The organism is Flavobacterium sp. GP15 (genome assembly GCF_014281985.1).
Taxonomy (GTDB): domain Bacteria; phylum Bacteroidota; class Bacteroidia; order Flavobacteriales; family Flavobacteriaceae; genus Flavobacterium; species Flavobacterium pygoscelis.
Window position 1 is genome coordinate 182,271 of sequence record NZ_JACFTC010000003.1, and the last position, 25,053, is coordinate 207,323.

Annotated in this window: 30 protein-coding genes; 17 read left to right on the forward strand and 13 right to left on the reverse strand. The window is 30.7% G+C overall.

Annotated features, from left to right (window positions below; translation table 11 throughout):
• Positions 1-30: 30 nt before the first annotated feature.
• From H2650_RS08735 to H2650_RS08760, 6 genes are all read right to left on the reverse strand, one after another.
• Positions 31-306: an ATP-dependent Clp protease adaptor ClpS gene (locus H2650_RS08735; RefSeq protein WP_188050422.1), complete on the reverse strand. Its 276-nt coding sequence runs from the start codon at positions 304-306 to the stop codon at positions 31-33.
• Between the two features lie 45 nt (positions 307-351).
• Positions 352-1,185, reverse strand: coding sequence for a 50S ribosomal protein L11 methyltransferase (gene prmA, locus H2650_RS08740; RefSeq protein WP_188050423.1), 834 nt, complete (start codon positions 1,183-1,185; stop codon positions 352-354).
• 108 nt (positions 1,186-1,293) lie between these two features.
• The gene (tpiA, locus tag H2650_RS08745; protein WP_188050424.1) at positions 1,294-2,046 is read right to left on the reverse strand and encodes a triose-phosphate isomerase; all 753 of its coding nucleotides are present in this window, start codon (positions 2,044-2,046) and stop codon (positions 1,294-1,296) included.
• A 52-nt stretch (positions 2,047-2,098) separates the two neighbouring features.
• Positions 2,099-2,593, reverse strand: coding sequence for a TlpA disulfide reductase family protein (locus H2650_RS08750; protein WP_188050425.1), 495 nt, complete (start codon positions 2,591-2,593; stop codon positions 2,099-2,101).
• Positions 2,594-2,856: 263 nt separating this feature from the next.
• On the reverse strand, positions 2,857-3,957 hold the full coding sequence (locus H2650_RS08755; RefSeq protein WP_188050426.1) for a BT_3928 family protein: 1,101 nt from the start codon (positions 3,955-3,957) through the stop codon (positions 2,857-2,859).
• A gap of 139 nt (positions 3,958-4,096) precedes the next feature.
• Positions 4,097-4,642: a DUF1599 domain-containing protein gene (locus tag H2650_RS08760; protein WP_188050427.1), complete on the reverse strand. Its 546-nt coding sequence runs from the start codon at positions 4,640-4,642 to the stop codon at positions 4,097-4,099.
• An 89-nt stretch (positions 4,643-4,731) separates the two neighbouring features.
• Here H2650_RS08760 and folP point away from each other — a divergent pair, with 89 nt between their 5' ends.
• Together folP and H2650_RS08770 are read left to right on the forward strand one after the other, a co-directional pair.
• Complete coding sequence (gene folP, locus H2650_RS08765) at positions 4,732-5,556, forward strand: dihydropteroate synthase (protein ID WP_188050428.1); 825 nt, start codon at positions 4,732-4,734, stop codon at positions 5,554-5,556.
• On the forward strand, positions 5,556-6,179 hold the full coding sequence (locus H2650_RS08770; protein ID WP_255462840.1) for a hypothetical protein: 624 nt from the start codon (positions 5,556-5,558) through the stop codon (positions 6,177-6,179). The genes folP and H2650_RS08770 overlap by 1 nt, the downstream gene beginning before the upstream one ends.
• A 37-nt stretch (positions 6,180-6,216) precedes the next feature.
• Here the strand turns inward: H2650_RS08770 and H2650_RS08775 are convergent, their stop codons facing one another.
• The 4 genes from H2650_RS08775 to H2650_RS08790 all read right to left on the reverse strand — a co-directional run bounded on the left by H2650_RS08775 (position 6,217) and on the right by H2650_RS08790 (position 8,444).
• The gene (locus tag H2650_RS08775; RefSeq protein WP_188050429.1) at positions 6,217-6,786 is read right to left on the reverse strand and encodes a helix-turn-helix domain-containing protein; all 570 of its coding nucleotides are present in this window, start codon (positions 6,784-6,786) and stop codon (positions 6,217-6,219) included.
• 103 nt (positions 6,787-6,889) lie between these two features.
• Positions 6,890-7,363, reverse strand: coding sequence for a 23S rRNA (pseudouridine(1915)-N(3))-methyltransferase RlmH (rlmH, locus tag H2650_RS08780; protein WP_188050430.1), 474 nt, complete (start codon positions 7,361-7,363; stop codon positions 6,890-6,892).
• A 115-nt stretch (positions 7,364-7,478) separates the two neighbouring features.
• Positions 7,479-7,970 carry a CIA30 family protein gene (locus H2650_RS08785; RefSeq protein WP_188050431.1) on the reverse strand — a complete coding sequence of 164 codons (492 nt, stop codon included), beginning with the start codon at positions 7,968-7,970 and terminating at the stop codon, positions 7,479-7,481.
• 27 nt (positions 7,971-7,997) lie between these two features.
• Positions 7,998-8,444, reverse strand: coding sequence for a hypothetical protein (locus H2650_RS08790; RefSeq protein ID WP_188050432.1), 447 nt, complete (start codon positions 8,442-8,444; stop codon positions 7,998-8,000).
• Between the two features lie 214 nt (positions 8,445-8,658).
• Between H2650_RS08790 and nadC the strand changes: the two genes are divergently transcribed.
• The 4 genes from nadC (at position 8,659) to priA (ending at position 13,521) form a co-directional block, all read left to right on the forward strand.
• Positions 8,659-9,516 (forward strand): carboxylating nicotinate-nucleotide diphosphorylase, encoded by an 858-nt coding sequence (nadC, locus tag H2650_RS08795; protein WP_188050433.1) that lies wholly within the window; start codon positions 8,659-8,661, stop codon positions 9,514-9,516.
• Entirely contained in the window at positions 9,513-10,424 is a 912-nt protein-coding gene (locus H2650_RS08800) for a YihY/virulence factor BrkB family protein (RefSeq protein ID WP_188050434.1), read from the forward strand. The genes nadC and H2650_RS08800 overlap by 4 nt, the downstream gene beginning before the upstream one ends.
• Before the next feature lie 142 nt (positions 10,425-10,566).
• Positions 10,567-10,995, forward strand: coding sequence for a DUF2147 domain-containing protein (locus H2650_RS08805; protein ID WP_188050435.1), 429 nt, complete (start codon positions 10,567-10,569; stop codon positions 10,993-10,995).
• A 75-nt stretch (positions 10,996-11,070) separates the two neighbouring features.
• On the forward strand, positions 11,071-13,521 hold the full coding sequence (gene priA / locus H2650_RS08810) for a primosomal protein N' (RefSeq protein ID WP_188050436.1): 2,451 nt from the start codon (positions 11,071-11,073) through the stop codon (positions 13,519-13,521).
• Between the two features lie 118 nt (positions 13,522-13,639).
• Here the strand turns inward: priA and H2650_RS08815 are convergent, their stop codons facing one another.
• Positions 13,640-14,335 (reverse strand): LytTR family DNA-binding domain-containing protein, encoded by a 696-nt coding sequence (locus tag H2650_RS08815; RefSeq protein ID WP_188050437.1) that lies wholly within the window; start codon positions 14,333-14,335, stop codon positions 13,640-13,642.
• Between the two features lie 167 nt (positions 14,336-14,502).
• On the opposite strand from H2650_RS08815, the gene rpsF reads away from it, so the two are divergent.
• The 6 genes from rpsF (at position 14,503) to H2650_RS08845 (ending at position 19,227) form a co-directional block, all read left to right on the forward strand.
• Positions 14,503-14,844, forward strand: coding sequence for a 30S ribosomal protein S6 (gene rpsF / locus H2650_RS08820; protein ID WP_188050438.1), 342 nt, complete (start codon positions 14,503-14,505; stop codon positions 14,842-14,844).
• Positions 14,845-14,846: 2 nt separating this feature from the next.
• Positions 14,847-15,143, forward strand: a complete 297-nt coding sequence (gene rpsR / locus H2650_RS08825) for a 30S ribosomal protein S18 (protein ID WP_066077030.1) — start codon at positions 14,847-14,849, stop codon at positions 15,141-15,143.
• Between the two features lie 66 nt (positions 15,144-15,209).
• Complete coding sequence (rplI, locus tag H2650_RS08830) at positions 15,210-15,653, forward strand: 50S ribosomal protein L9 (RefSeq protein ID WP_188050439.1); 444 nt, start codon at positions 15,210-15,212, stop codon at positions 15,651-15,653.
• Between the two features lie 216 nt (positions 15,654-15,869).
• On the forward strand, positions 15,870-16,343 hold the full coding sequence (locus H2650_RS08835) for a DUF6495 family protein (RefSeq protein WP_188050440.1): 474 nt from the start codon (positions 15,870-15,872) through the stop codon (positions 16,341-16,343).
• A gap of 76 nt (positions 16,344-16,419) precedes the next feature.
• Positions 16,420-18,417 carry an NAD-dependent DNA ligase LigA gene (gene ligA / locus H2650_RS08840; RefSeq protein WP_188050441.1) on the forward strand — a complete coding sequence of 666 codons (1,998 nt, stop codon included), beginning with the start codon at positions 16,420-16,422 and terminating at the stop codon, positions 18,415-18,417.
• A gap of 108 nt (positions 18,418-18,525) precedes the next feature.
• Complete coding sequence (locus H2650_RS08845) at positions 18,526-19,227, forward strand: hypothetical protein (protein ID WP_188050442.1); 702 nt, start codon at positions 18,526-18,528, stop codon at positions 19,225-19,227.
• Here the strand turns inward: H2650_RS08845 and H2650_RS08850 are convergent.
• Positions 19,224-20,135 carry a bifunctional UDP-sugar hydrolase/5'-nucleotidase gene (locus tag H2650_RS08850; protein WP_188050443.1) on the reverse strand — a complete coding sequence of 304 codons (912 nt, stop codon included), beginning with the start codon at positions 20,133-20,135 and terminating at the stop codon, positions 19,224-19,226. The genes H2650_RS08845 and H2650_RS08850 overlap by 4 nt on opposite strands.
• A 158-nt stretch (positions 20,136-20,293) precedes the next feature.
• On the reverse strand, positions 20,294-21,070 hold the full coding sequence (locus tag H2650_RS08855; RefSeq protein WP_188050444.1) for a 5'-nucleotidase C-terminal domain-containing protein: 777 nt from the start codon (positions 21,068-21,070) through the stop codon (positions 20,294-20,296).
• Between the two features lie 100 nt (positions 21,071-21,170).
• Here H2650_RS08855 and H2650_RS08860 point away from each other — a divergent pair, with 100 nt between their 5' ends.
• The 5 genes from H2650_RS08860 to coaBC all read left to right on the forward strand — a co-directional run bounded on the left by H2650_RS08860 (position 21,171) and on the right by coaBC (position 25,010).
• Entirely contained in the window at positions 21,171-21,635 is a 465-nt protein-coding gene (locus H2650_RS08860; protein WP_255462843.1) for a hypothetical protein, read from the forward strand.
• Between the two features lie 7 nt (positions 21,636-21,642).
• A complete protein-coding gene (gene dapA, locus H2650_RS08865; protein WP_188050446.1) occupies positions 21,643-22,524 on the forward strand; it encodes a 4-hydroxy-tetrahydrodipicolinate synthase in 882 nt (293 codons plus the stop codon).
• A gap of 134 nt (positions 22,525-22,658) precedes the next feature.
• Positions 22,659-23,453 (forward strand): outer membrane protein assembly factor BamD, encoded by a 795-nt coding sequence (locus H2650_RS08870; protein ID WP_188050447.1) that lies wholly within the window; start codon positions 22,659-22,661, stop codon positions 23,451-23,453.
• Between the two features lie 8 nt (positions 23,454-23,461).
• Entirely contained in the window at positions 23,462-23,779 is a 318-nt protein-coding gene (locus H2650_RS08875) for a DNA-directed RNA polymerase subunit omega (protein ID WP_073017603.1), read from the forward strand.
• A 7-nt stretch (positions 23,780-23,786) separates the two neighbouring features.
• Entirely contained in the window at positions 23,787-25,010 is a 1,224-nt protein-coding gene (gene coaBC, locus H2650_RS08880) for a bifunctional phosphopantothenoylcysteine decarboxylase/phosphopantothenate--cysteine ligase CoaBC (RefSeq protein ID WP_188050448.1), read from the forward strand.
• The last annotated feature ends 43 nt before the right edge of the window (positions 25,011-25,053 follow it).

Below are 25,053 nucleotides of genomic sequence, written 5' to 3' on the forward strand. Positions count from 1 at the left end.
AATTTTTTCTAGAACAGAATTTACTGTTATTTAAATTATTTCAGCATTAAGTCCTGCTGCTAATAATTGACTGCATTGTAATTTTAATTTTTCGTAAGCACCTGTTTTAACAGTACACTTTCCATTATAATGTATGATTAGCGAACATTGTTCCGCTTGTTCGGGAGCGTGTTCACAAACACGCATCAAAGTTTCAATAACATGATCAAAAGTATTTACATCATCGTTGTAAACTACTATTTCATTATCTAAATGTACTGATTCTTTTAGACTTACTCTTTCTCTTACTTTTTCTTTAGTACTCATTTTGTAGGTTTTTGTACTTTCGTAATTAATAAAATAATACCAACACTAATTTACGTATTTTAAAGATACCCAATTGTTTCTTTCTAATTTTTTAACATAAGTTAACCCTTTCTCTTTGCAAGAAGAATCTATAAATGGAATGTCTTCATTATAAAAACCGCTTAAAAGTAAAGTTCCACCCGGATTTAAACTATCTACATAACTTTGCATATCATTCAACAAAATATTACGGTTAATATTTGCAATAATCAAATCGTATTTTTTATCTTTAAGTAATGCTGCTTCGCCTTCATAAACCGTAATGTGCTTGCAATTATTACGTTCTGCATTCTCGATAGAGTTTAAGTAACACCAGTTGTCGATATCAATAGCATCGATAGGTTTTGCTCCTTTCATCTCTGCTAATATGGCTAAAATAGCTGTTCCACAACCCATATCTAGCGTTTTCATTCCGGTAACATCCATTTCTAATAAATGTTGAATCATCATGTGAGTAGTTTCATGATGTCCGGTTCCAAAACTCATTTTTGGTTCAATTACAATGTCAAATTCGGCATCTGTTTTTGGATGAAATGGAGCGCGAACATGGCAGTTTCCATCTACATCTATCGCTTCAAAATTCTTTTCCCATTCTTCATTCCAGTTCACTTGTTCTATTTCTTCAAAAGTGTAATCGATAGTAAATTCGTCTGATTGTAAAATGTGAATATCATCAAGAATCATTTCGTCCCATGAATCCTTTTGTACAAAAGCAGAAATCCCTTTTTCTGTTTCGGTAAAGCTTTCAAATGCTTTTTCGCCCAACTGAGCTATTAATATTTCTGAACCCAATTCTTTAGGTTCAATAGTAAAATGATATCCTATATATATGTTTGACATGTTTAATTTTTTTGCAAAGGTAGCATTCTATTTCTATTCAATAATGAAAACAAAAAAAAAGAGGCTTGAATACTTTCAAACCTCTTTTTGTAACTTATTTTTTAACTTTTATATTGCGTTTACGATAGCTACAAAATCGTCAGCATTTATTGCTGCACCACCAATAAGACCTCCGTCAACATCTGGTTTAGAGAAAATTTCTTTTGCATTATTTGGTTTTACACTTCCACCATAAAGTATAGATACTGTATCAGCAATGTCAGCTCCAAAAGCAGTTCGAACCGTTTGTCTAATAAATTCGTGCATTTCCTGTGCTTGCTCTGGCGAAGCAGTTTCTCCCGTCCCTATTGCCCAAACTGGCTCGTAGGCCAAAACAATATTTTCCCAATCTTTGGCTTCAATATGAAAAATTCCATCTTTTAGCTGATTTTCAACAATATTAAAATGGTTTTTAGTTTGGCGATCTTTTAATTCCTCTCCAAAGCAAAAAATAACCGTCATATCATGTTCTAAAGCAGTGTCTACTTTATTAGCAATTAAAGCATCTGTCTCATGAAAAATAGCTCTGCGTTCAGAATGACCTAGAATTACAGTGTTTACACCAACACTCTTTAACATATCAGCAGAGATTTCTCCAGTAAAAGCCCCAGATTCTGCTTGGTGAACATTTTGTGCAGCCACATCAATATTAGTAAATTCTAAATGATCTACAGCTGAAGCTAAATTTACAAAAGTAGGAGCAACCAATACTTTTACAGTTGTATCTGTAGGTATTTTTGCTATTAACTCATTCAATAAATCTTCGGTTTGCTCAGCATTTTTGTGCATTTTCCAGTTTCCTGCAACAATCTTCTTTCTCATATTAATTATCTTAATAATTTAATAGTTTGCTTTTATGGTTGTTTAAAAAAAATTATTTGAATTTTTCTAGAGTCTCATTAATTTTATCAAAATCAGTTTCAATAGCTCGGTAAAGAACAATTTTTCCTTTTTTATCAACGATTATATATCTCGGTATCCAATCTACGTCTAGTGCTTTTGCAAAAACACCTTTCATTTGATCATTTGCCATAAAATGATCTCCTTTAATTTCGTGTTTTTCAATTCCATTTTTCCATTGCTCTGCAGTTTTATCCATTGAAAGGAATAAGTAAGCAACATCAGGATTTTTAGCTTGTAATTCTTTTATTTTTGGCATTGCTTTGACACAATCACCACACCAAGAAGCCCATACTTCGATTACTAATGTTTTTCCTTTATATTTTTTTAAAATATTTTTAAAAGCAACTTGACTTCCATCAGTTGCTAAAAGAGTTTCTGATAAAGCTTCTTTTGCAAATTCTGTTTTTTGAGCTTTAGAACAAGAAAATGTTGCAAAAGCAATTAAGGCTAATATTGTTTTTTTCATTTCAGGTTGTTTTTAACAAATTTAAACAAACATTCTGAACCTTTCACACACAATATGAATTTTTTGAAACTTTCAAACCCTTACGATTCAAGTAATATCGTTATAGTTAATAAGTAAATGGATTTGTTTTTAAAAAAACATGGTTTTAATTTCTAAAATTAAAAGGTTTTGGAATAGTGTTTAATTAAAAAAAGGATATGAATTACTGCCACTCCAAAAGAGTTATTGTAATTCATATCCTAAAATTGTAAAGTGATCGTTTGTTATAATTTTAAATCGCTAAGATCATTATGATGCGCCTTTTGAGTAACTGTTCCTTTATCAAGAATAACAATACTAGGATTCGATCTTTCAATTGTTTTTAAGGTAATAGCATCACAGAAATAGAAATCAAACGTTAGTCCAAATTGTTTTTTTACAGTATCAATTTCCTCTGGAGTAGAGGCTGTCATTCCCGCTACTTTATATCCTTTTGCCTTTGCTTCAAGATATAGTTTTTCCATTTTGGCCATGCCACCTTTATCTGCATTTACCAAGTCATAAGCAACGATTAGCATTGTTTTTGGTGATTCTAAAAACTCGTCTTTATAATCTGTATCATTTTTTTCCATCGTAAAATCGTGAATAGGCGGAACATAACCTTCTGTAATTATTTTATCTTTACGGTCAACAAATACAGCTCCTTCTGGGATGTTTGCCAAATCTTTTTCGGTATATTCTTTATCAACTCCATTTACCTTGTAGATAAAAATCATTTCAACTACTGATTTTTCTGCATTGTCAGGAATACGCATTCCTTTTTGGATATTATTTCCTACTTTGAATGGTCTAAAATCAATTAGTGGTAAATGATTTAAAACTAAAATTCCCATAAATGAACATAAAAAGATACTAACGTAAATAATTATATTTTGAATACTATTCTTAAATAATGGTCTAATAAGTGTTTTATTAAAAAATAAAATTAAAATAAAGAAAAGCAATACAATATCTTTTGTAAAAGATTGCCAAGGCGTTAGTTTTAAAGCATCTCCAAAACATCCACAGTCTTTTACAACATTAAAGTAAGCAGAATAAAAGGTAAGGAAAGTAAACATTACTATTAAAATTAGTAAACTCCAAATTGTAAATTTAGTTTTGTAACCAATGAGTAGCATAATTCCCAGAACAACTTCAAGAATCACTAAAAATAAAGCAATTCCCAATGATAAGGGAACCAGAAAAGGCATGTTGAAAACAGGTTCACTAAAATATTCGGCTAATTTATAAGAGAATCCTAATGGATCATTTAGTTTTATTAATCCAGAAATTATAAATAGAATTCCAACAAATATTCTAGAAAATTGAGTAATTATGTTTTTCATTATTTTTTATATTTTTATTTTATTGCTAATTATTTTATGATTTGTTACAAACTATAAAAGACAAAAATTTTAAATTTTACGTACTAACTATTTATGTGTTCTTGTAAATAAAATAGAGTAATTTTTATAAATTAAAATCTTACTTGTTTCCAAAACCCATTAATATCAAAGCAAAAATCGAATAGTTAATCATGTCTTGGTAATTTGCATCGATTCCTTCAGACACTAATGTTTTTCCTTTGTTATCTTCAATTTGTTTAACGCGAAGTAATTTTTGAAGAATTAGATCAGTTAATGAACTTACGCGCATTTCGCGCCAGGCTTCACCATAATCATGATTTTTATTCTGCATTAATTCTTTCGTGATTGCTACTTTTGAATCGTATAATTGAGTGGCTCTTTCGACTGTTAAATCTGGTTGGTCCGCAACTCCTAATTCAAGTTGAATCAACGCCATTATAGAATAATTGATAATCCCGATGAACTCACCTGTTTCATCTTCATCTACTTTGCGCACTTCATTTTCTTGTAAACTTCTAATTCGTTGTGCTTTGATATAGATTTGGTCAGTTAGTGAAGGCAGTCTTAAAATACGCCAAGCACATCCATAATCTTTCATTTTGTTAATAAATAATGTACGACAAGTACCAATTACGGTGTCATATTCCTTTGAAGTATTCTTCATTATTGATGTATATTTGTATTCAAATTTCTTCAAAAATAGCAATAATATTCTTGATTGGAGAATTTTGAAGTCTATAAAAATATAAACGAATGACTATTAACTGCAAAGGAATACTGGTTGACTTAACAATCCCCAAAGTTATGGGGATTTTGAATGTGACACCCAACTCTTTTTACGACGGTGGAAAGTATAAAAAGGAATCTGAAATTCTTTCTCAAGTTGAAAAAATGCTTATTGATGGAGCTGCTTTTATTGATGTTGGCGCTTATTCCAGTAAACCCAATGCGGAATTTGTTTCAGAACAGGAGGAAATTTCTAGAATTATTCCTGTTGTAAATTTAATTCTAAAACATTTTCCTGAAACGATATTGTCTATTGATACATTTAGAAGTCAAGTCGCCAAGGTTGCTATAGAAAGTGGTGCGGCAATTATCAATGATATTTCAGCAGGAATGCTAGATTCAAAAATATTAGAAATAATAGGCAAATACAATGTTCCTTACATTATGATGCACATGCGCGGTAACCCGCAAACCATGCAAACGATGACTACTTACGAAGATATTGTCAAAGAAATGTTATTTTACTTTTCTGAAAGAGTGGCAGCAGCACGAAGTTTCGGAATCAATGATTTGATATTAGATCCTGGATTTGGATTTGCCAAAACTATAGATCAAAATTATGAGATTTTTCAAAAATTAGAATTGTTTAAAATGATAGAATTGCCATTGCTGGTTGGTATTTCAAGAAAGTCAATGATTTACAAAACGCTAGATATTGGAATCGAAAATGCTTTGAATGGGACTACAGTTTTAAATACATTGGCATTGACTAAAGGAGTGAAAATTATTCGTGTTCATGACGTAAAAGAAGCCGTAGAATGTGTTACCTTGTTTACTAAAATTAATTTATAATGATGAAATATTTTACTCTTATTGTTCTTTTGTTTTTATTTTCTTGTGGAAATAAAGAAGATATTATGTTGCCAAAAGCGGCAACAACTATTGTCAAAAATGTTGATGATTTATCTCCAATTTATATCTTTTTTCGAACAAATGGCAAAGATACTTTAGCAGAAGTAAACCGAAAAAACAGTATTATTTCTACTAATTGGATCCTAAATATTGACAAACGTTTGCCACTGCGTTTGGTAATTTCTGAGATTATGAAATTACAAAAAAAGAAACGCGAAGAAAAAGCACACAAGAACGAAAAAGCTGAAAATTATTATTCTTATGCCGATACGATTGGAAAAAATTTAGCATTTATTCCTTTTACAAATGTTTATTATAAAATGGAGAAACCTATTGGAACTGTAATTTATATCAACAAGAAAAATGAAATTTTAATTGACAATAATATTGTAAAAAGAGAAGACGTGAAAAAATATTTACTAAAATTAAAAGACGAATCAAAAGAAGTTACTTTTTGTTTTGACAAACAGATGTCTTATGGAAGTTATCTACAAAATAAAATTTTTATAGAAAGTTTGATTCCTTCAAAAGTAAATGTGGAAACAGATGAATTTGTGTTTTAGTGGAATAAATTTTTATTAATCTTAGCGAATGATTCGCTTATAGATCAGGCGATTTTTCTCTATTCATTAAACTGTCTCCATAAAACAAAGTGAAAAGCGCAATTGATAAACAAACGACTAAACCTGTTAAAAAAGCTGTCGGGAATCCCACACTAATTATTGATGCAATAATATAAAGAAAAAGCCCGCTGCCAAATTTCAAAAGTCTTTCTGTTTTATTAATATTTTTTGTCAAGAAAACTATGAATATTGGAATAAAAAAGCTTAAAAGTAATGCTGCAAATCGACTATTCAAATTTGCTTCAGAATCTAAAGTTAACCAACCTATAATTCCCATTAAGACCAAATTTATTACAATTAAAAACATATACTCGAAAAACAATTCAGCATAATTCCTTGTAATTTTATTTTGTTTAAATTCAGAAATTGTATTATTTATTTCTAATACATCAAAGATTAATTTTAATGTGCTTTCGCGTGGCTTATTTTGATTATTCTCAATTCTTTGAATTGTTCTCAAGTTCACTTTAGAAATTTCTGCAAGCTCTTCTTGAGTTATCTTTTTATCTTTTCTAGAATTATAAACTAATTCGCCTATTGAAATCATGACACAAGTTTTTAAAGTTAGTTGTCAAATTTACTGTTATTCATTCATAATTTTAACGACTTTATTTGACAATTGGACGACATTACTTAGTCAAGACTTTCTTTTACTGATGATGATACGGTTCGTTCTTCAAAATCGTAAATCCTCGGTATAATTGTTCAATAAAAAATAATCGGACCATTTGATGCGAAAATGTCATTAACGAAAGTGAAATTTTACCTTGAGCTTTGGCATAAACCGTGTCTGAAAAACCATAAGGACCACCAATTACAAAAACTAAAGTTTTAACGCCTGAGTTCATTTTTTTTTGCAATTCTTCTGAAAAAGTGACACTCGAAAATGTTTTTCCGTTTTCGTCTAGTAATATAAGTTGGTCTGTAGCAGTGATTTTAGACAAAATCAATTCTCCTTCTTTTTCTTTTTGTTGACTTTCCGATAAGTTTTTTACGTTTTTGATGTCAGGAATAATATCCAAATCAAATTTGATATAAAAAGACAATCGTTTCGTATAGTCGTCTATTAAAGTTTGTAGAGCTTTGTTATCAGTTTTACCAATAGCAATGAGTTTGATATTCATTTTTATTAAATTTCAGAAATGCAAATATATATAAATTACAAATTTTGAAATGTACTTTAATGATGCAAGTTTTTTGAAAACATTTTAAAAATGACAGGAATTAAAAGGTGTTAATTTATTTTATCAGAATTTGATCAATAAGCAATTCAAAATGTTCTCTTTTTTTATTGCCTATTAAAAATGCAATTTCCTCTAAATTTGAACCATCATAATTAGGTAAGTCTAATTTTCTACCTCTAAAATAAGGTTGGAATTCAGTGATTGGAATTTCAATGTTTTGCCAATCTCCATTGGTTTCAAAACTATAAATATAGGAATGAGAATCACTTTTACTGTTTTTTAATCTAAACTGATATATTTTTCCATCGCCTTTTATGTAAAGGCAAATCATTTTGTTTTTGTCTAGAATAATGGGCTCAAAAGCATATTTAACAGAACAAAATCCACCATTGTTTTCTAATGAAACCATTCCTTCAAAAGAACCATGATGTTTAATATTTAAATTTATTTTACTTTCTGATATGCCTCCCATTACACTATCATTTACCACTTTCCAGAGGGAAATTTCACAGTTTTCATGAAATTTAAATAGTGTAATTGGTTGCATTTTGATAGCGTATTTATAGTTATAAATTTATTCTTTAGGTAACGGTTCACCAACAGCAATGTCACATCTATGATTGGCTTGACCGTGTGGTGGGTTCATTCCTTCAGCAGTAACAACTGTTTCAGAAGGTGTAGCAGTAGTAGTGTAAGTCATTGTAGGAGCAGGAGCACTTTGCTGATTTTTTGCGGCAGCAGGAGAATTTAATGGTGCACCAACTGGAATATCACAACGATGTCCTGGTCGTCCATGTTCTGGATTCATTCCTTTTGCAACGGGAGCTGCAGCAACTGAATTATTGGTTACCACTTGTTGCTGTTGTGCGTTTGCTTGAGATTGTTGAGCTTTCATTTGAGTGCCCACTTCTGTAAAAGGAACAACAGTGGTCTTAATCGTATTGTTATCTATGGTATCTTCTTTTTTACAAGAACTCATTAATAGTGATGTTGCAAAAATTAGAGTTAAATAATATCTCATTAAATGTTTTTTTTAAAATGGGGTTTAAATTACTATTTTCAAATATATGATTTTAAACAGTAAACCCAAAAATATTATAATTCATTTTGCTTTTCTTATTTCTTAAATTGTTTTGTTAGAGAGATTTTTAAAAATTTGTAGCATTTCTAACTTTACAAATTTTCAAATCCACAAAATATACATTACTTTAGCCTTCCATAAATTTTATGTAAAAATGATTAGCGAAAAACAATTCAAGCAAGAATTAGATCTAATAATAAAAAATGCTATTCTCGAAGATGTAGGTCCTGGAGATTATAGTTCTTTGGCATGCATTCCAGATTCAGCTACAGGTAAAGCAAAATTACTGGTCAAAGAAGACGGTATTATTGCTGGAGTAGCTTTTGCAAAAATGATTTTTGAATATGTAGATCCTAATATGCAAATAGAGACTTTTATAGCAGATGGAGCTACTGTTAAAAAAGGAGATGTTGTTTTTCATGTTTCAGGAAGTTCACAATCAATATTAAAGGCAGAAAGGGTAGTTTTAAATTCGATGCAACGGATGTCGGCTATCGCAACAAAAACAAAAAAATACGTGCATTTGTTAGAAGGTACCAACACTAAAGTATTGGATACTAGAAAAACAACACCAGGTTTTAGAGCTTGTGAAAAATGGGCAGTTAAAATAGGAGGTGGAGAAAATCACCGTTTTGCTCTCTATGATATGATAATGTTAAAAGACAATCATATCGATTTTGCGGGTGGAATTACTTTGGCTATAGCCAAAACAAAAAAATATTTAAAAGAAAATAACTTAGATTTAAAAATAATAATTGAAGCTAGAAATTTAGATGAAATTGATGAAATATTAAAAAGCGAAGGGGTTTATCGTATTTTGATAGACAATTTTAATTTTGAGGATACTAAAAAAGCTGTCGCTATGATTGGTAACAAATGCTTAACAGAATCATCCGGTAATATAAATGAGAACACAATTCGGGAGTATGCAGAATGTGGAGTGAACTATATTTCTTCTGGTGCCTTAACGCATTCCGTATATAATATGGATTTGAGTTTAAAAGCAATATGAGTGTAGAAATTGAAGCTAAAATTGAAAAAATTCCAATCATTCGGAATCTTGTTCATGGTCTAAAAAAGATAAAACTTCCTTGGTTGGAAGGTTTGTCTTTATATGATTTATTAGAACTCTATGGTTTAGGAATTGTAGAAAGTGCTTTGACTTATCATGCGAGCGCAATTGCCTTTAGTTTCTTTATGGCATTATTTCCATTTGCTCTTTTTATTTTAAATTTAATTCCTTTTATACCTATTACAGGCTTTCAGGAAGATTTTTTAATGTTTGTTAAGGATGGTGTTCCTCCAAATACTTATGATGCAATTTATAAAATCATTAATGATATTCTGAATAATAGTGATTCGGGATTATTGTCTTCTGGATTTATGTTATCCATTTTTTTAATGGCAAATGGATTAAATGGAATTTTAGGTGGTTTTGAAACTTCAAGACATGTTCTCGTAAAAAGAGGTTTTGTACGCCAATATTTAGTAGCATTGAGTATGTCGTTGCTTTTGTCCTTGTTATTAATAGTTACGGTATCTACAATTGTAGTTTTTGAGGTTGTTTTGCAACAAACAGTATTTAGTGATCAAGTACAACTCATTGTTTTAGGACGTTATGCATTTGTTATTTTGATGATTTTAGTTACCACTTCAATCCTTTTTAAGTTTGGAACAAAACAAGTTAAAAACAGAGCTTTTATATCTATCGGATCTGTATTTACAACAATCCTGATAGTTTTAGATTCTTATTTTTTTGGAATTTGGGTAACAAAATTCTCAAAATATAATGAATTATATGGGTCAATAGGAACATTATTGGTTTTGATGTTTTACATTTGGATCAATTGTATGATCTTATTATTAGGCTTTGAACTAAATGCGACCGTAAATAAATTAAAAACAAAAAATAATAACTAACTAAATTAAAATAGCTTTTACTATTAGGAGCTATTTCCTGTTTGAGAAAGATTGAAATCTTGGCATGATTATTTCATTTACCAAATTAGGAGAAAAATTTCTCAACAATCATAGGAACTTCAGGACTTAAAAAACAAAAAAAATGAAAAACACAATCACAATCCTCTCTCTATTTGTTTCAATGGCTTTTTATGCTCAAGGGAATACGGTCATGGGAAAATGGAAAACTATTGACGATGAGACTGGTAAAGCTAAGTCTATTGTCGAAATCTATGAGCATTCCGGTAAAGTTTACGGTAAAGTTGTAGATATTTTAGATGCAGACAAGAAAAAAAACTTATGTACTAATTGTACGGGCGAAGATAAAAACAAGCCTGTAATGGGACTTTTAATTATAAAAGGTTTGTCAAAAGATGGTAGCGAATACAATTCAGGAAAAATTCTAGATCCTGTTTCTGGAAAGACTTACAAATGCTTTTTAGCCTTAGAAGGAAATGATAAATTAAAAGTGCGTGGTTATATTGGTCTTTCTTTATTTGGAAGAACGCAAACTTGGCAAAGAGTAAAATAAATTTAAATTGTGAGTTATGAGTTTAGAGTAAAGATTCAATTCATAACTCAATTCATAACTCATAATTAATTATAGATGTATTTTGTAGAGGTCATTTTGCCACTTTCCTTGGCTAAAACATTTACTTATAGTGTTTCTGAAACAGAGTTTCATTACATTAAAATAGGAATGAGGGTCGCCGTTCCTTTTGGAAAAAGTAAAATATATACGGCTTTAGTTATTGAAATTCATCAAAACAAACCTGCGTTATACGAAGCGAAAGAGATTCATCAAATTTTAGATGAAAGACCTATAGTTACTCCAATTCAAATAGCCCATTGGCAATGGATTGCTTCTTATTATATGTGCGCTATTGGAGATGTTTATAGAGGGGCAATGCCTAGTGCGCTTTTACTAGAAAGTGAAACCCTTATTTCTCAAAAAACGGATCTTTTTGTCGATACTAGTCTGCTTTCTGATGATGAGTTTCTAATTTATGAAGCTTTACAGCAGCAAAATTCATTAAAAGTTCAAGATATTATTGCAATATTAAACAAGAAAAATATTTTTCCTGTTATTCAAAAATTAATAGATAAGAATATCTTAATTATTCACGAAGAAATACAAGAAAGCTACAAACCTAAGCTCGTTCGGTACATTCGTTTGCATCCTAAATATGATTCTAATCAAGGTTTAAGTGAATTGCTTGAAATCCTTAAAAGTGCTAATAAGCAAAAGGAAATCGTAATGCGTTATTTTCAATTAAGCGCAACCGAAAAAAAACCTATAACAGTCAAAAAACTAGTAGAAGAGGCTAATTCTTCTTCTGCAATTGTTAAAGCTCTGATAGAAAAGGAGATTTTTGAAGATTATTTTTTGCAGGAAGACAGAGTAAATTTTAAAGGCAAGATAAACGAAAAAGAATTAGAATTAAGTGAGGCACAGCAAAATGCCTTTGTTGCTATAAAAGATAGTTTTATTCAAAAAGAGGTTTGCTTACTTCATGGTGTTACTTCCAGTGGAAAAACTGAAATCTACATTAAACTTATTGAAGAATATCTAGCAAGCGGAAAACAAATCTTGTATTTATTACCAGAAATTGCTTTGACAACACAATTAGTAGGTCGATTAAGAGCTTATTTTGGAAACAAAGTAGCTGTTTTCCATTCGAAATACAATAACAATGAACGCATCGAAGTTTGGAATCAAGTATTGCAAAATTCTGAAAAAGCACAAGTAGTAATAGGAGCAAGGTCTGCTTTATTCTTACCATTTGATAATTTAGGATTTATAATTGTTGATGAGGAGCACGAGCAAACTTTCAAGCAAGTTGATCCTGCGCCTCGTTATCATGCGCGTGATGCAGCAATAGTATTGGCTCATTCGCACAAAGCAAAAGTTTTATTGGGTTCAGCGACGCCTAGTTTAGAAACCTATTTTAATGCTACATCTGAAAAATTTGGTTTAGTAGAAGTGTCAAAACGATACGGAAATGTTATGATGCCTATTATTGAATTAGTAGATCTTAAAGATAAATATTTCCGAAAGAAAATGACTGGGCATTTCAGCGATGTTTTAATTGCTGAAATTACAACTGCTTTGTCATTAGGCGAACAAGTTATTTTATTTCAAAACAGAAGAGGCTATTCGCCCATTGTAGAGTGTATTACTTGCGGACACGTTCCGCAGTGTCAACAATGTGATGTCAGTTTAACGTATCACAAACATAAAAATCAATTGCGATGCCATTATTGCGGTTATACGATGGCAAAACCAACGAATTGTCATGCCTGTTCCAGTATAGATTTGACCACTAAAGGTTTTGGAACCGAACAAATAGAGCAAGAATTACTTTCTATTTTTCCAAGTTCAAAAATAGGGAGAATGGATCAAGATACGACTAGGGGAAAGTTTGGTTTCGAAAAAATTATTGATAGTTTCAAGAATAGAGAAATAGATATTTTAGTAGGTACGCAAATGCTAGCTAAAGGATTGGATTTTGATAATGTAAGTTTGGTAGGAGTTATGAATGCTGATAATATGTTATACCATCCGGATTTTAGAGCTTTTGAGAGAAGTTTTCAAATGTTAACACAGGTTGCAGGAAGAGCAGGAAGAGCTGAAAAACAAGGTAAAGTTATTATACAAACTTACAATCCGAATCATAATACGATACAACAAGTGGCAAATAATGATTATGTAGGAATGTATAAAGAGCAGCTTTATGACCGACAAATTTATAAATATCCACCGTATTTTAGGATCATCAAATTAACATTGAAACAAAGGGATTATGACAAATTAAAAGAAGGTGCAATGTGGTTGTATCAAGTAATGAGTCAAAATTTGAATATGCCTGTTTTAGGCCCAGAAGAGCCACTTATAAGCAGAATTAGAAATGAATACATTCGTACCATTATTATTAAAATACCTCAAAATACTTCTATAGGTGCTACAAAAATTACTATTCAGAAAATGTTGAATAGTTTTGAAGCGGTTGCTCAATATAGGGCTATAAAAGTAATGCTGAATGTTGACTTTTACTAAAAAAGATTATTTGATATTACTACTATTAAAAATTATTGATGACTTATAAATAAAATCCCCCATTTTTTAATTAAAAAAAATGGGGGATTTATAATTAATTACTATTGGTCAAAGTCTTTTAAGAGAATGAAAGCGCTTTGACTAAGTCTTCTTTCTTGTGTCTACTTAAAGGTATTTTAGTCATTCCAATTTCGGCATACTTGCTATTAAAACGCTCTACTTTATCAATATTGATGATGTAAGACTTATGTACTCTGACAAATTTTTCTTTTGATAAATCATTCTCAAAAGATTTCATCGTCGAAAGGACTAGATTGCTATCGTCTTCGGTTACAACTCTAACGTAATCACCAAAAGCTTCAATCCACTTAATTTTAGAAGTGAAAATTTTTAATTTTTTTAAATTACTTTTAATAAATATATGTTCTCCTTCTTCCTCTTTATTGTCTTTTTTTAATAAGTGAGAATCAATAGCTCTTTTTACTGACGAATTAAAACGATCAATGGCAATAGGCTTTTGAAGGTAATCTGTTGCATCATAATCAAAAGCTTTCATAGCATATTCAGCCTTAGAAGTGATAAAGATAATTTGAGGTTTTACTTTTAAACCATCAAGAAAATCAAAGCCACTAATAACAGGCATCTCAATATCAAGAAAAATCAAGTCAACGTTATGTATAGCCATACAATTCTTCGCTTCAATAGCATTAGAGAAGTCGCCTATTAAGTTCAAATTTTGATGATTATTAACTAACTTAGCTATTATCATTCTCTGGATAGAACTATCATCCACTACGACACAGTTTAGTTTCATAAATAATGAATTTTTAGATTTGGCTACGTAAACATACTTTTTTTATTTGAAAAAAACCAAGTGAATTTCCTTTTTTTTAGTCATTCGTCGAATAAAAGGAGTTAAGACTTGTTTGTTTAAAAATATTGATTACTTTTGCACCCAAAATAACATATAAATATATTTTTATGAATCATTATGAAACTGTTTTCATTTTAAATCCCGTTTTATCTGACACACAGGTAAAGGAAACAGTAAGCAAATTTGAAGATTTTCTTACTAGTAGAGGAGCAGAAATGGTATCGAAAGAAGATTGGGGTCTTAAAAAAATGGCTTACGAAATTCAAAACAAAAAATCTGGTTTTTACCATTTATTCGAATTCAAAGTACCAGGAGAAGTTCTTATTGCTTTTGAAACTGAATTTAGACGTGACGAAAGAATTATGCGTTTCTTAACTGTAAGTTTAGACAAACACGCAATTTCTTGGGCGGAAAGAAGAAGAACTAAATTAAAAGCAACAAAAGCGTAATCATGGCTACACTACAACAATCGGCTTCAGGAAAAAAAGACGGAGATATTAGATATCTTACGCCTTTGAATATAGAGACAAACAAACAAAAAAAGTATTGTCGTTTCAAAAAATCAGGTATCAAATATATTGATTATAAAGATGCTGATTTCTTATTGAAATTCGTAAACGAACAAGGAAAAATTCTTCCACGTCGTTTAACTGGAACTTCATTAAAATACCAAAGAAAAGTTTCAGTTGCTGTAAAAAGAGCTCGTCACTTAGCTTTAATGCCATACGTGGCGGATTTACTAAAATAATATTTAACAAAGTTTGTTGGTTTTCTGAAATATGAAACCTAACTTCTATAATACAAGGACAACAACATGGAACTTATTTTAAGACAAGACGTTCAGAATTTAGGATTTAAAGATGATATCGTTACGGTAAAAAATGGTTACGGTCGTAACTTTTTGATCCCAACTGGTCAAGCACATTTAGCTACTTCTTCTGCAAAGAAAGTATTGGCTGAAAACCTAAAACAAAGAGCGCACAAAGAAGCTAAAGTAGTTGCAGATGCAAAAGCATTAGCAGAAGCTTTAAAAGCTATCGAAATTAAAATCTTCGCAAAAGCAGATGGTGAAAAATTATTCGGTTCAATCACGAATATTGATATCGCTGCAGCTTTAGCTAAAGGTGGACAAACAATCGATAGAAAATTCATCACTAGCGGAATCGTTAAACGTACTGGTAAATATACTGCTAACGTTCGTTTACATAGAGATGTAATCGTTGAATTGGATTATGAAATTGTTGCTGAAAAAGCATAATTTCTATATTTAGATATCTAAATCCCGATGAAAGTCGGGATTTTTTTTGTTTTAATTACCTCAAGAAATACCGAAGAAATTGATTTTTTTTCTTGAAAATAATTTTATTTCAACACCATTCTAAAATTCTTTTCAATTTCGTGAAAAAGTGATTATAATTACAAGTCATAAAAAATTGCTTCGCGCTTTAATGCCTTAGCGGCAAAATTTACTATTATGAAATACTCCAGATTAACTAAAGAACAATTTGAGGAACTAAATCAGGAATTTAGTACTTTCCTAGCGACGCAAACTATTGATAAAGCAGAATGGGATACCATTAAAAAAGAAAAACCAGAAGTGGCTGAACAAGAATTAGATGTTTTTTCTGATTTGGTTTGGGAAGGCGTTCTTACAAAAGCAGAATTTTTAGAGCATTTTTCTAAAAATCATATTTTTCTTTTTCAATGTTTTGATACCCACGTACAATCTATCGTGTTGAAGTCTTTGGTTCCCGAGACTGACTTTTTAACTAAAGAAGGATTGCAGTGGTTAAGCGACAATATGTTTACCGATACTATTGAAATGAAAATAGGAAAGAAAGAATTTACAGAAGATCGAAACACTTCTCTTTTTGCATTGATTCAGCAAGGTGCATTTTTGAGTGATGGACTTTTGTACAAACAAATAAATTCGATTATTGAGTCGTAATTTTAGTGTTTTTATTTTTAAATTGGTTATTTTAGTACGCTTTTACAGAAACTAAAATAGCCAATTTTTATTTTATATGGACATCCAAAATACAATTCAGACTCTCAGAGAGGAATTAAATCAACACAATTATAATTACTATGTGTTAGATGAAGCATTAATTTCTGATTATGATTTTGACTTGAAATTAAAACAACTTCAAGGACTTGAAAATCAGTATCCTGAATACTTTGATGAAAATTCTCCAACACAAAGAGTAGGTGGTGCTATAACCAAAAACTTTCAAACAGTTGCGCATCAACAACGCATGTATTCTCTTGATAATTCCTATTCTAAAGAAGAATTATTAGATTGGGAAAAACGAATTCAAAAAGTATTAGGAGACGTTCCTTTAGAATATACGTGTGAATTAAAATACGACGGCGCATCAATTAGTATTACTTATGAAAATGGAATTCTAAAACGTGCGGTAACTCGCGGAGATGGTTTTCAAGGTGATGATGTTACCAATAATATTAAAACTATAAAATCAGTTCCATTAAAACTGAAAGGAAATTTCCCTGAAAAGTTTGATGTTCGTGGAGAGATTATTTTGCCATTTGCTGGGTTCGAAAAAATGAATCAGGAATTGATTGAAATAGGTGAAACACCTTATTCTAATCCTAGAAATACAGCTTCAGGAAGTTTAAAATTACAAGATAGTGCCGAAGTAGCAAAACGTCCGTTGGATTGTTTGTTGTATTTTTTAGTAGGTAACAATCTTCCTTTTAAATCTCAATTTGAAGGACTAGAAGTCGCTAGAAACTGGGGGTTCAAAGCGCCTAAAGAAGCTAAATTAGCTCGAAATTTACAGGAGGTTTTTGAATTTATTGATTATTGGGATACACATAGACACAATCTTCCTTATGAAACGGATGGAGTAGTGGTAAAGGTTAATTCTTTTCATTACCAAGATGAATTGGGTTTTACGGCTAAATCACCACGTTGGGCAATTGCTTATAAGTTCAAATCAGAACAGGTTTCTACAAAATTAAATTCAATTTCTTATCAAGTAGGACGCACAGGAGCAATAACTCCCGTTGCTAATCTAGAGCCTGTACAATTAGCAGGAACCATTGTAAAAAGAGCTTCTTTACATAATGCTGATCAAATTGAAAAACTCGATATCAGAGTTGATGATACTGTTTTTGTAGAAAAAGGAGGTGAAATTATACCTAAAATAATTGAAGTAGATTTAAATAAAAGACCACAGAATTCAGAACGCACAAAATACATTACGCATTGTCCTGAATGTGAAACTTTATTGGTTCGCAATGATGGTGAGGCTAATCATTACTGTCCTAATTTTTATGGTTGCCCTCCGCAAATTATTGGCAGAATTCAACATTATATTTCTAGGAAAGCAATGGATATTGAAGGACTAGGTGGTGAAACCGTTGCTCTATTATTCAATAACGGCTTGGTTCATAATTATGCTGATTTGTATGAATTAACAGTGGATCAAATTCTTCCTTTAGAAAGAATGGCTCAGAAATCTGCAGAAAATTTGGTTAAAGGTGTTCAAAATTCAAAAAATATACCATTTGAAAGTGTATTATTTGCTTTGGGAATTCGTTTTGTGGGTGAAACTGTAGCTAAAAAATTAGCAAAACACTACAAGTCTATTGATGCTTTAAGGAATGCAACTTTACCAGATTTGATTTTAGTAGACGAAATAGGCGAACGTATAGCAAAAAGTGTAATTGAATTTTTTGATAATGCTGAAAATAAAATTATTATAGAGCGATTGAAAAATTATGGAATTCAGTTTGAAATTATAGAGAAAATAAATCTAAATGCGACCAATAAACTTGCAAATAAAACCTTTGTAGTTTCTGGTGTTTTTGAAAAATTCTCACGGGATGACTTAAAGAAAGCAATTGAAGATAACGGAGGAAAAGTGGGAAGCTCTATTTCTACCAAAACGGATTATGTGGTTGCTGGAGAAAATATGGGACCAGCAAAACTGGAGAAAGCTAGTAAACTCAATATTCCGATTATTTCAGAAATTGAATTTATGAAATTAGTAGAATAATAATTTGTACATTTATTATTAAATTAAACTTATTTACTCTAAGTCGCTCTTTATGAGTGGTTAATGGTAAATTGGTGTATTTTATAAATTGAAAAAAAACAAATTATTATGTTTACTCTTAAACATGAAAATAGGATTGGAAAAAGCTTGTCTTTACTTTTTTTTATCATAGTGATAATTGAAGTAGTGATAGAATTCTTTTTTGATAAAGGCTTGTTGTTTTTTTTTAAACCATTATTGTCAATTGGGATTATGTTTCTTTATTGGAACATGTCTAAAAAACGAAATTGGCTCTTTTTTATAGTTCTCTTTCTTTCCTTAATTACTAATGTTTTGTTTATACCCAATACTCAATATTTATTGTTTTTAGGTCTACTCGTTTTCTTAGTGCACAGAATCCTTTTAATTTATTATGTTATTCAATTAATTAAACTCAAAGATTACATTCCTTTTTTTATTGCTATAATCCCTTTTGTATTTATTTTTTTCTATCTCTTGTTAATTTCTAATGGTATCGACACCAAAAGTTACGTTCTACTAGTGTTTCAAAACATACTAATATCTGTAATTGGAGGTCTCGCTTTATCAGAATATCTAATGGATCCTAACAAAAAAAATGCTTGGTTGTTTATTTTTGGATTATTGTCTCTGACACAATATTTTATTGTTTTTATAGAAAAATATTATTTATCTAATTTAGCGCCAATCGTGTTTAGACCATTGGCGATGTTGCTAAATGCGGGTGTTTATTATGTTTTCTATCGCTTTGTTATAGATGCAGAAACGAATGCTATGAAAAACATTAGTTAAACCACGATTGATCTTCCTTGGTGTGTTTTATTTTTGTCCGAATCAAAAAACACATCAATTCTTCCAAGATTAATTCCGTAACATCCTACTTGGTTTACTAGTACGTCTTTGTCCTCAATATTTTTCACAATAGTTGGTTTATCTAGAAAGGTGTGCGTATGTCCACCAATTATCATGTCAATATCTTTTGTTAAAGTAGCTAATTTTAAATCACATATTTTATTAGGTTCATTTTTATAACTGTAACCAATGTGAGACAAACAGATAACCAAATCGCATTTCAGTTCTTTTTTTAATATACGAACCATATCTTGAGCAGTTTCTACAGGATCATTGTAAACTGTTTCTCCGTACATTTTTTTATCAACCAAACCTTGTAATTCAACTCCCAATCCAAAAACACCCACTTTTATTCCGTTTTTATCAAAAACTTTATAAGGTTTTACAAACCCATTCATAACCGTATTTTTAAAATCGTAATTAGCCGATATAAAATCGAAGGTAGCATGCGGAAGTTGAGCGTATAAACCTTGTAAACCGTTATCAAAATCATGGTTTCCTATAGCAGAGGCATCATATTTCATCATGCTCATTAGTTTAAATTCTAATTCTCCTCCATAATAGTTAAAATAAGGAGTTCCCTGAAAAATATCTCCTGCATCAAGAAGCAGTACGTTTGGATTTTCTTTTCTAATTGTTTCTATCAATGCTGCTCTGCGGGCTACACCTCCCATATTTGCATTTCTGGGATGATTTGCCGGAAATGGATCAATATAACTGTGTACATCATTGGTATGTAAAATGGTAAGGTGTTTGGTCTTTGCGGTTTCAAAACTACTTAAGGAAAGTCCTAAACTCAATAAAGCTGAAGTTGCAGCTGTTTTTTCTATAAATTCTCTTCTTTTCATTTTATGTATTTTTAGTGATCGCCAGTATAAGGCAAATAACAATCAGGAGCTTTTTCCCGCTTTACGCTGTATCCACGCTAAAAAGCGTGGGATGCCGCTTCAATCGGGGCTAGGGGGTAACGTTTCTAAAGAATATCTTTCTTTCAGACTTCTTTTATCTATTCAACAGTTATTCTAACATCAGTAATTACTGGAATGGTATCTACTTGCTTAAAATAGTCAATAAGTATGTCTCGTAACTTGTAATCTAAATAAAATTTCTGAACTGCTTTTTTAAAGAAATTCATATTATCGCCACCATCAGATAAATAATCATTTGTTCCTACATAATAAATAGTCTCTTTTTGAAGTGGTTTTCCTTGGACTAATATATTTTTAGACTGATTGTTTTTATCAATTGTAAATGTTATTCCAGAAAGAGGATGTGGCTTTTTATCAGCGATAAAGAAATCAACCATTTCATTGATTTGCTCTCCTTTTAAAGCAATTACAACCATACTGTTTTCAAACGGCATAATCTCAAAAGCATTTCTAGCGGTTACATTCCCTTTTGGAAGTATAGAACGAACACCGCCACTATTTAGCAAGCAAATATCTATTTTTTTGTTTTCTCTTGCTTCAAATACAAGATTCCCACGCATTAAAGAAACATCTGCCATAAGATTACCAATAGTAGATTGCCATTTTCCGCTTTTATCAAGTGTTACTGGGCAGTAAGCAAGAATACTGTCTAAATCCTTATTAATATGTTCTCTGTATGGTTTTATAAAATTCTCAATTTCAGCAACTTGATTTTCCTTCTCAGTAATAGGAAATTGTTTACCAACAATCTTAGTGACTTGATAATTTTGTTTACTACACGATGTGACTAAAAATAATGTTAAGAATATAACAAAAAGTTTAGAAACGTCATTATACTTTTTTAGATTTACCATTTAAATGCAACTTAATTAATTAATTTTGTAACCAAGTAAAAGTAATATGTTTTTAAAATATATAAAGGATTTTATTGTAAAAAAAACATTTAAAAATAACTTGGAAAATACAATTGCTATTTTCTCTGATAATAGAATTCAAAAAGTAGGTTTATTGATTGATAAAACTAATTTTTCTGAAACAAAAAGTCTTGTTAAGGATTTGATTAGTAATGGTTTTTTGTCTAAAAATATTAAAATAATCATGTATTGCGATACGATTAATAAAACAGAAATAGAAACCTATCCTACCTTTGGGTCCAGTGCGATTTCGTGGAACGGAAAAATTGTCGATCCAGTTGTTAGTGAATTTATAAATGAAAAAACGGATCTATTGATCAGTTTTTACGAGGTAGAAAGAGCAATTTTATTGCAAATTACAAAACAATCAAAAGCCGAATTTAAAGTTGGTTTTGCAACAATTGATCAACGATTGAATCATTTTATGATCAACACAACTCTTACAGATTATGATATTTTTGTAAAGGAGTTATTTAAGTATTTAAAATTATTAAATAAAATATAAGACTAATATGCAATCATTAATAGGAACTGGTGTAGCTCTTGTAACGCCCTTTAAACTCGATTTTTCAGTAGACACAGAAGCTCTAAAAAGAATTGTAAAATATTCAATTGACGGAGGAATTGAATATCTGGTAGTTTTGGGTACTACCGCAGAAAATGCTACGTTATCAGTAGAAGAAAAAGAATTAGTGATTCGTACAGTAATCGAAGCTAATAAGGGAACTTTACCATTAGTTTTAGGCGTTGGCGGAAACAACACAATGAAAGTGGTAGAAGAGCTAAAAACGAGAGATTTATCAGCATTTGCAGCCATACTTTCCGTTTCTCCTTATTATAACAAACCTACTCAAGAAGGAATTTATCAACATTTTAAAGCGGTTGCAGAGGCATCTCCAATTCCTGTTATTTTATATAATGTGCCAGGAAGAACAGCCAGTAATATGCTTCCTTCAACTGTATTGCGCTTGGCTAATGATTTCAAAAATGTAATTGGTATAAAAGAAGCAGCAGGAGACATTGTTCAAGCCATGCGAATCTTAAAAGATAAACCTAAAGATTTTCTTGTAATTTCAGGAGATGATATGATTGCTTTACCAATGGTTTTAGCTGGAGGTTCAGGAGTTATTTCTGTAATTGGTCAGGGTTTTCCAAAAGAATTTTCTGAAATGATTCGTTTAGGACTGAATAAAAAAGTAGATGAGGCTTTTAAATATCAATATCTATTATCGGATTCTATTGATATGATTTTTGAACAAGGAAATCCTGCCGGTATTAAAGAAGTCTTCCTGTCATTGGGAATTTCAGAGAACACTGTGCGTTTACCACTTGTGCAAGTAGATCATTCTTTATCGGAAAGACTGCATGAATTTGTTAAAAAAATCAATAAATAAGTTTAAATAAAGACTGTTTTTTTAAACGAAAAATATATTTTGAAGTCGCTAAATTAATAACTAAATTTGCCACCGAAACTTCGGTATGATTTCGTAGGTTGTTTCAATCAAGAAATCATGAAAAAAGTAAAAAAATGAAAAAAATAATATCTCTATTGCTTCTTGTTGCTATTTTTAGTTCTTGTAATGAGTATCAAAAAGCATTAAAATCCGAAGATGTTGCTGTAAAGTTTGAAATGGCAACTAAATTATATGATTCAGGTAAATATACTAAAGCAATTCGAATTTTCGAACAAATTGCTCCAGCTTACAGAGGAAAACCGCAAGCTGAAAAATTATTTTACATGTTTGCTCAGTCTTATTATAAAACTAAACAATATTATTTAGCAGGATACCAATTTGAAAGTTTCGTTTCAGGATATCCTAGAAGTGAAAAATTGCAAGAAGCAGCTTTTTTAGGTGCAAAGAGTTATGCGATGTTATCTCCCGTTTATAGTTTAGATCAAACGAGTACTAATAAAGCTTTGGATAAATTACAAATGTTTATTGATAATTATCCTAATTCACAATATTTAGCGGAAGCAAATAGTACTGTAAAAGTGCTTAGTGAAAAAACAGAAAAAAAGGTTTACGAAAACGCTAAAGGATACAATACAATTTCAGATTATAAATCGGCTATTGTTGCTTTAGATAACTTTGTTTCTGATTATCCAGGAACACCTTTTAAAGAAGATGCATTGTTTTATAAGTTTGATTCTGCTTATCAACTAGCGATTAATAGTATTCCTTCTAAAATGGAAGAAAGACTACTTGTTGCTAAAGCGGCACATTCAAATTTGATTAAATTTAATGCTGAAACAAAATACAAAAAACTTGCTACTGAAATGTTAGCGAGAATTGAAAAAGATTTACAAAAATTTACTAAATAAATAAAGTCATGGATTTAAAAAAGACGAATGCTCCAGTAAATACAATAACTTACAACAAAAGTGTTATTGAGGAACCTACTGGTAATGTGTATGAAGCAATAACCATTATGGCTAAAAGAGCAAATCAAATTAACTCTGAAATCAAAAAAGAATTGACAGAGAAATTAGAAGAATTTGCTACATATAATGACAGTCTTGAAGAAGTTTTTGAAAATAAAGAACAAATTGAGGTTTCTAAATTTTACGAAAAATTACCAAAACCACATGCTTTAGCAGTTCAAGAATGGTTAGATGGTAAAATCTATCACAGAGATTCTAATAAATAATAGTACGATGTCAGTTTTAAACGGTAAGAAAATTTTACTAGGTATTTCTGGTGGAATTGCAGCCTATAAAACAGCTTCATTAGTACGACTTTTCATAAAAGCAGGTGCACATGTCCAAGTGATAATGACACCTGCTTCTAAGGATTTTATAACTCCACTTACGTTATCTACGTTATCTAAAAATCCTGTTTTTTCTAGTTTTTACAATCAAGATGAGGAGAACGAAAAATGGAATAATCATGTTGAATTAGCACTTTGGGCTGATTTGATGATTGTTGCGCCTGCAACAGCCAATACGTTATCTAAAATGGTAAATGGGACTTGCGACAACCTTTTGCTTGCTACTTATTTATCTGCTAAATGTCCCGTATATTTTGCGCCAGCAATGGATCTTGATATGTACAAGCATCCTTCTACTATTGCTAATTTTGCAAGGCTTTACCAATTTGGAAATATTATAATTCCAGCGGAGTCTGGCGAATTGGCAAGTGGTTTATCTGGAGAAGGAAGAATGGCAGAACCAGAAACTATAATTCATTTTATAGAACTTGACTTAAATAATAAATTGCCGCTTAAAGGGAAAACCATTTTGGTAACTGCGGGTCCAACTTATGAAGCAATAGATCCTGTTCGTTTTATTGGGAATCACTCTTCCGGTAAGATGGGTTTTGATATAGCAAATAGTGCTGCGAATTTAGGCGCACAAGTAGTATTAATATCTGGACCTACTCATTGTAAGGTTGTAAATTCATCCATCCAGTTGGTTGAAGTTGTTACCGCTGAAGAGATGTATGAAGCTTGTCACAAATTTTATCCTGATGTTGATGTTGCTATTGCTGCAGCTGCTGTGGCGGATTACAAACCAAAAAACGTTGCGTTACAAAAAATAAAAAAGGCTGCCGATAGTTTTGTTATTGAATTGGAAAAGACAAAAGATATTTTAGCCTCGCTAGGAGATCAAAAGAAAAATCAATATTTAATTGGTTTTGCACTAGAGACAGAAAATGAAATAGAAAATGCAAAGTTAAAAATCAAGAAAAAAAACTTAGATTTGATTGTATTGAATTCTTTACAAGATGATGGTGCTGGTTTTGGTAAATCAACAAATAAAGTTACTTTTATTGATAAAGATTTTAATATTGAGCCAATGGAATTGAAATCAAAAGAAGCCGTTGCCGATGATATTTTGAACAAAATAATAGCTCATTTTAATATTCTTGATAGGGAATAACAAATACTTCTTTTTCGCAGCTTCGATTTAGACAAAAATAAAA

Excerpts from the sequence above, each read along its gene's own strand:
- H2650_RS08735 (WP_188050422.1), bottom strand. The coding sequence starts at position 306 with ATGAGTACTAAAGAAAAAGTAAGAGAAAGAGTAAGTCTAAAAGAATCA.
- prmA (WP_188050423.1), bottom strand. The coding sequence starts at position 1,185 with ATGTCAAACATATATATAGGATATCATTTTACTATTGAACCTAAAGAA.
- tpiA (WP_188050424.1), bottom strand. The coding sequence starts at position 2,046 with ATGAGAAAGAAGATTGTTGCAGGAAACTGGAAAATGCACAAAAATGCT.
- H2650_RS08750 (WP_188050425.1), bottom strand. The coding sequence starts at position 2,593 with ATGAAAAAAACAATATTAGCCTTAATTGCTTTTGCAACATTTTCTTGT.
- H2650_RS08755 (WP_188050426.1), bottom strand. The coding sequence starts at position 3,957 with ATGAAAAACATAATTACTCAATTTTCTAGAATATTTGTTGGAATTCTA.
- H2650_RS08760 (WP_188050427.1), bottom strand. The coding sequence starts at position 4,642 with ATGAAGAATACTTCAAAGGAATATGACACCGTAATTGGTACTTGTCGT.
- folP (WP_188050428.1), top strand. The coding sequence starts at position 4,732 with ATGACTATTAACTGCAAAGGAATACTGGTTGACTTAACAATCCCCAAA.
- H2650_RS08770 (WP_255462840.1), top strand. The coding sequence starts at position 5,556 with ATGATGAAATATTTTACTCTTATTGTTCTTTTGTTTTTATTTTCTTGT.
- H2650_RS08775 (WP_188050429.1), bottom strand. The coding sequence starts at position 6,786 with ATGATTTCAATAGGCGAATTAGTTTATAATTCTAGAAAAGATAAAAAG.
- rlmH (WP_188050430.1), bottom strand. The coding sequence starts at position 7,363 with ATGAATATCAAACTCATTGCTATTGGTAAAACTGATAACAAAGCTCTA.
- H2650_RS08785 (WP_188050431.1), bottom strand. The coding sequence starts at position 7,970 with ATGCAACCAATTACACTATTTAAATTTCATGAAAACTGTGAAATTTCC.
- H2650_RS08790 (WP_188050432.1), bottom strand. The coding sequence starts at position 8,444 with ATGAGATATTATTTAACTCTAATTTTTGCAACATCACTATTAATGAGT.
- nadC (WP_188050433.1), top strand. The coding sequence starts at position 8,659 with ATGATTAGCGAAAAACAATTCAAGCAAGAATTAGATCTAATAATAAAA.
- H2650_RS08800 (WP_188050434.1), top strand. The coding sequence starts at position 9,513 with ATGAGTGTAGAAATTGAAGCTAAAATTGAAAAAATTCCAATCATTCGG.
- H2650_RS08805 (WP_188050435.1), top strand. The coding sequence starts at position 10,567 with ATGAAAAACACAATCACAATCCTCTCTCTATTTGTTTCAATGGCTTTT.
- priA (WP_188050436.1), top strand. The coding sequence starts at position 11,071 with ATGTATTTTGTAGAGGTCATTTTGCCACTTTCCTTGGCTAAAACATTT.
- H2650_RS08815 (WP_188050437.1), bottom strand. The coding sequence starts at position 14,335 with ATGAAACTAAACTGTGTCGTAGTGGATGATAGTTCTATCCAGAGAATG.
- rpsF (WP_188050438.1), top strand. The coding sequence starts at position 14,503 with ATGAATCATTATGAAACTGTTTTCATTTTAAATCCCGTTTTATCTGAC.
- rpsR (WP_066077030.1), top strand. The coding sequence starts at position 14,847 with ATGGCTACACTACAACAATCGGCTTCAGGAAAAAAAGACGGAGATATT.
- rplI (WP_188050439.1), top strand. The coding sequence starts at position 15,210 with ATGGAACTTATTTTAAGACAAGACGTTCAGAATTTAGGATTTAAAGAT.
- H2650_RS08835 (WP_188050440.1), top strand. The coding sequence starts at position 15,870 with ATGAAATACTCCAGATTAACTAAAGAACAATTTGAGGAACTAAATCAG.
- ligA (WP_188050441.1), top strand. The coding sequence starts at position 16,420 with ATGGACATCCAAAATACAATTCAGACTCTCAGAGAGGAATTAAATCAA.
- H2650_RS08845 (WP_188050442.1), top strand. The coding sequence starts at position 18,526 with ATGTTTACTCTTAAACATGAAAATAGGATTGGAAAAAGCTTGTCTTTA.
- H2650_RS08850 (WP_188050443.1), bottom strand. The coding sequence starts at position 20,135 with ATGAAAAGAAGAGAATTTATAGAAAAAACAGCTGCAACTTCAGCTTTA.
- H2650_RS08855 (WP_188050444.1), bottom strand. The coding sequence starts at position 21,070 with ATGGTAAATCTAAAAAAGTATAATGACGTTTCTAAACTTTTTGTTATA.
- dapA (WP_188050446.1), top strand. The coding sequence starts at position 21,643 with ATGCAATCATTAATAGGAACTGGTGTAGCTCTTGTAACGCCCTTTAAA.
- H2650_RS08870 (WP_188050447.1), top strand. The coding sequence starts at position 22,659 with ATGAAAAAAATAATATCTCTATTGCTTCTTGTTGCTATTTTTAGTTCT.
- H2650_RS08875 (WP_073017603.1), top strand. The coding sequence starts at position 23,462 with ATGGATTTAAAAAAGACGAATGCTCCAGTAAATACAATAACTTACAAC.
- coaBC (WP_188050448.1), top strand. The coding sequence starts at position 23,787 with ATGTCAGTTTTAAACGGTAAGAAAATTTTACTAGGTATTTCTGGTGGA.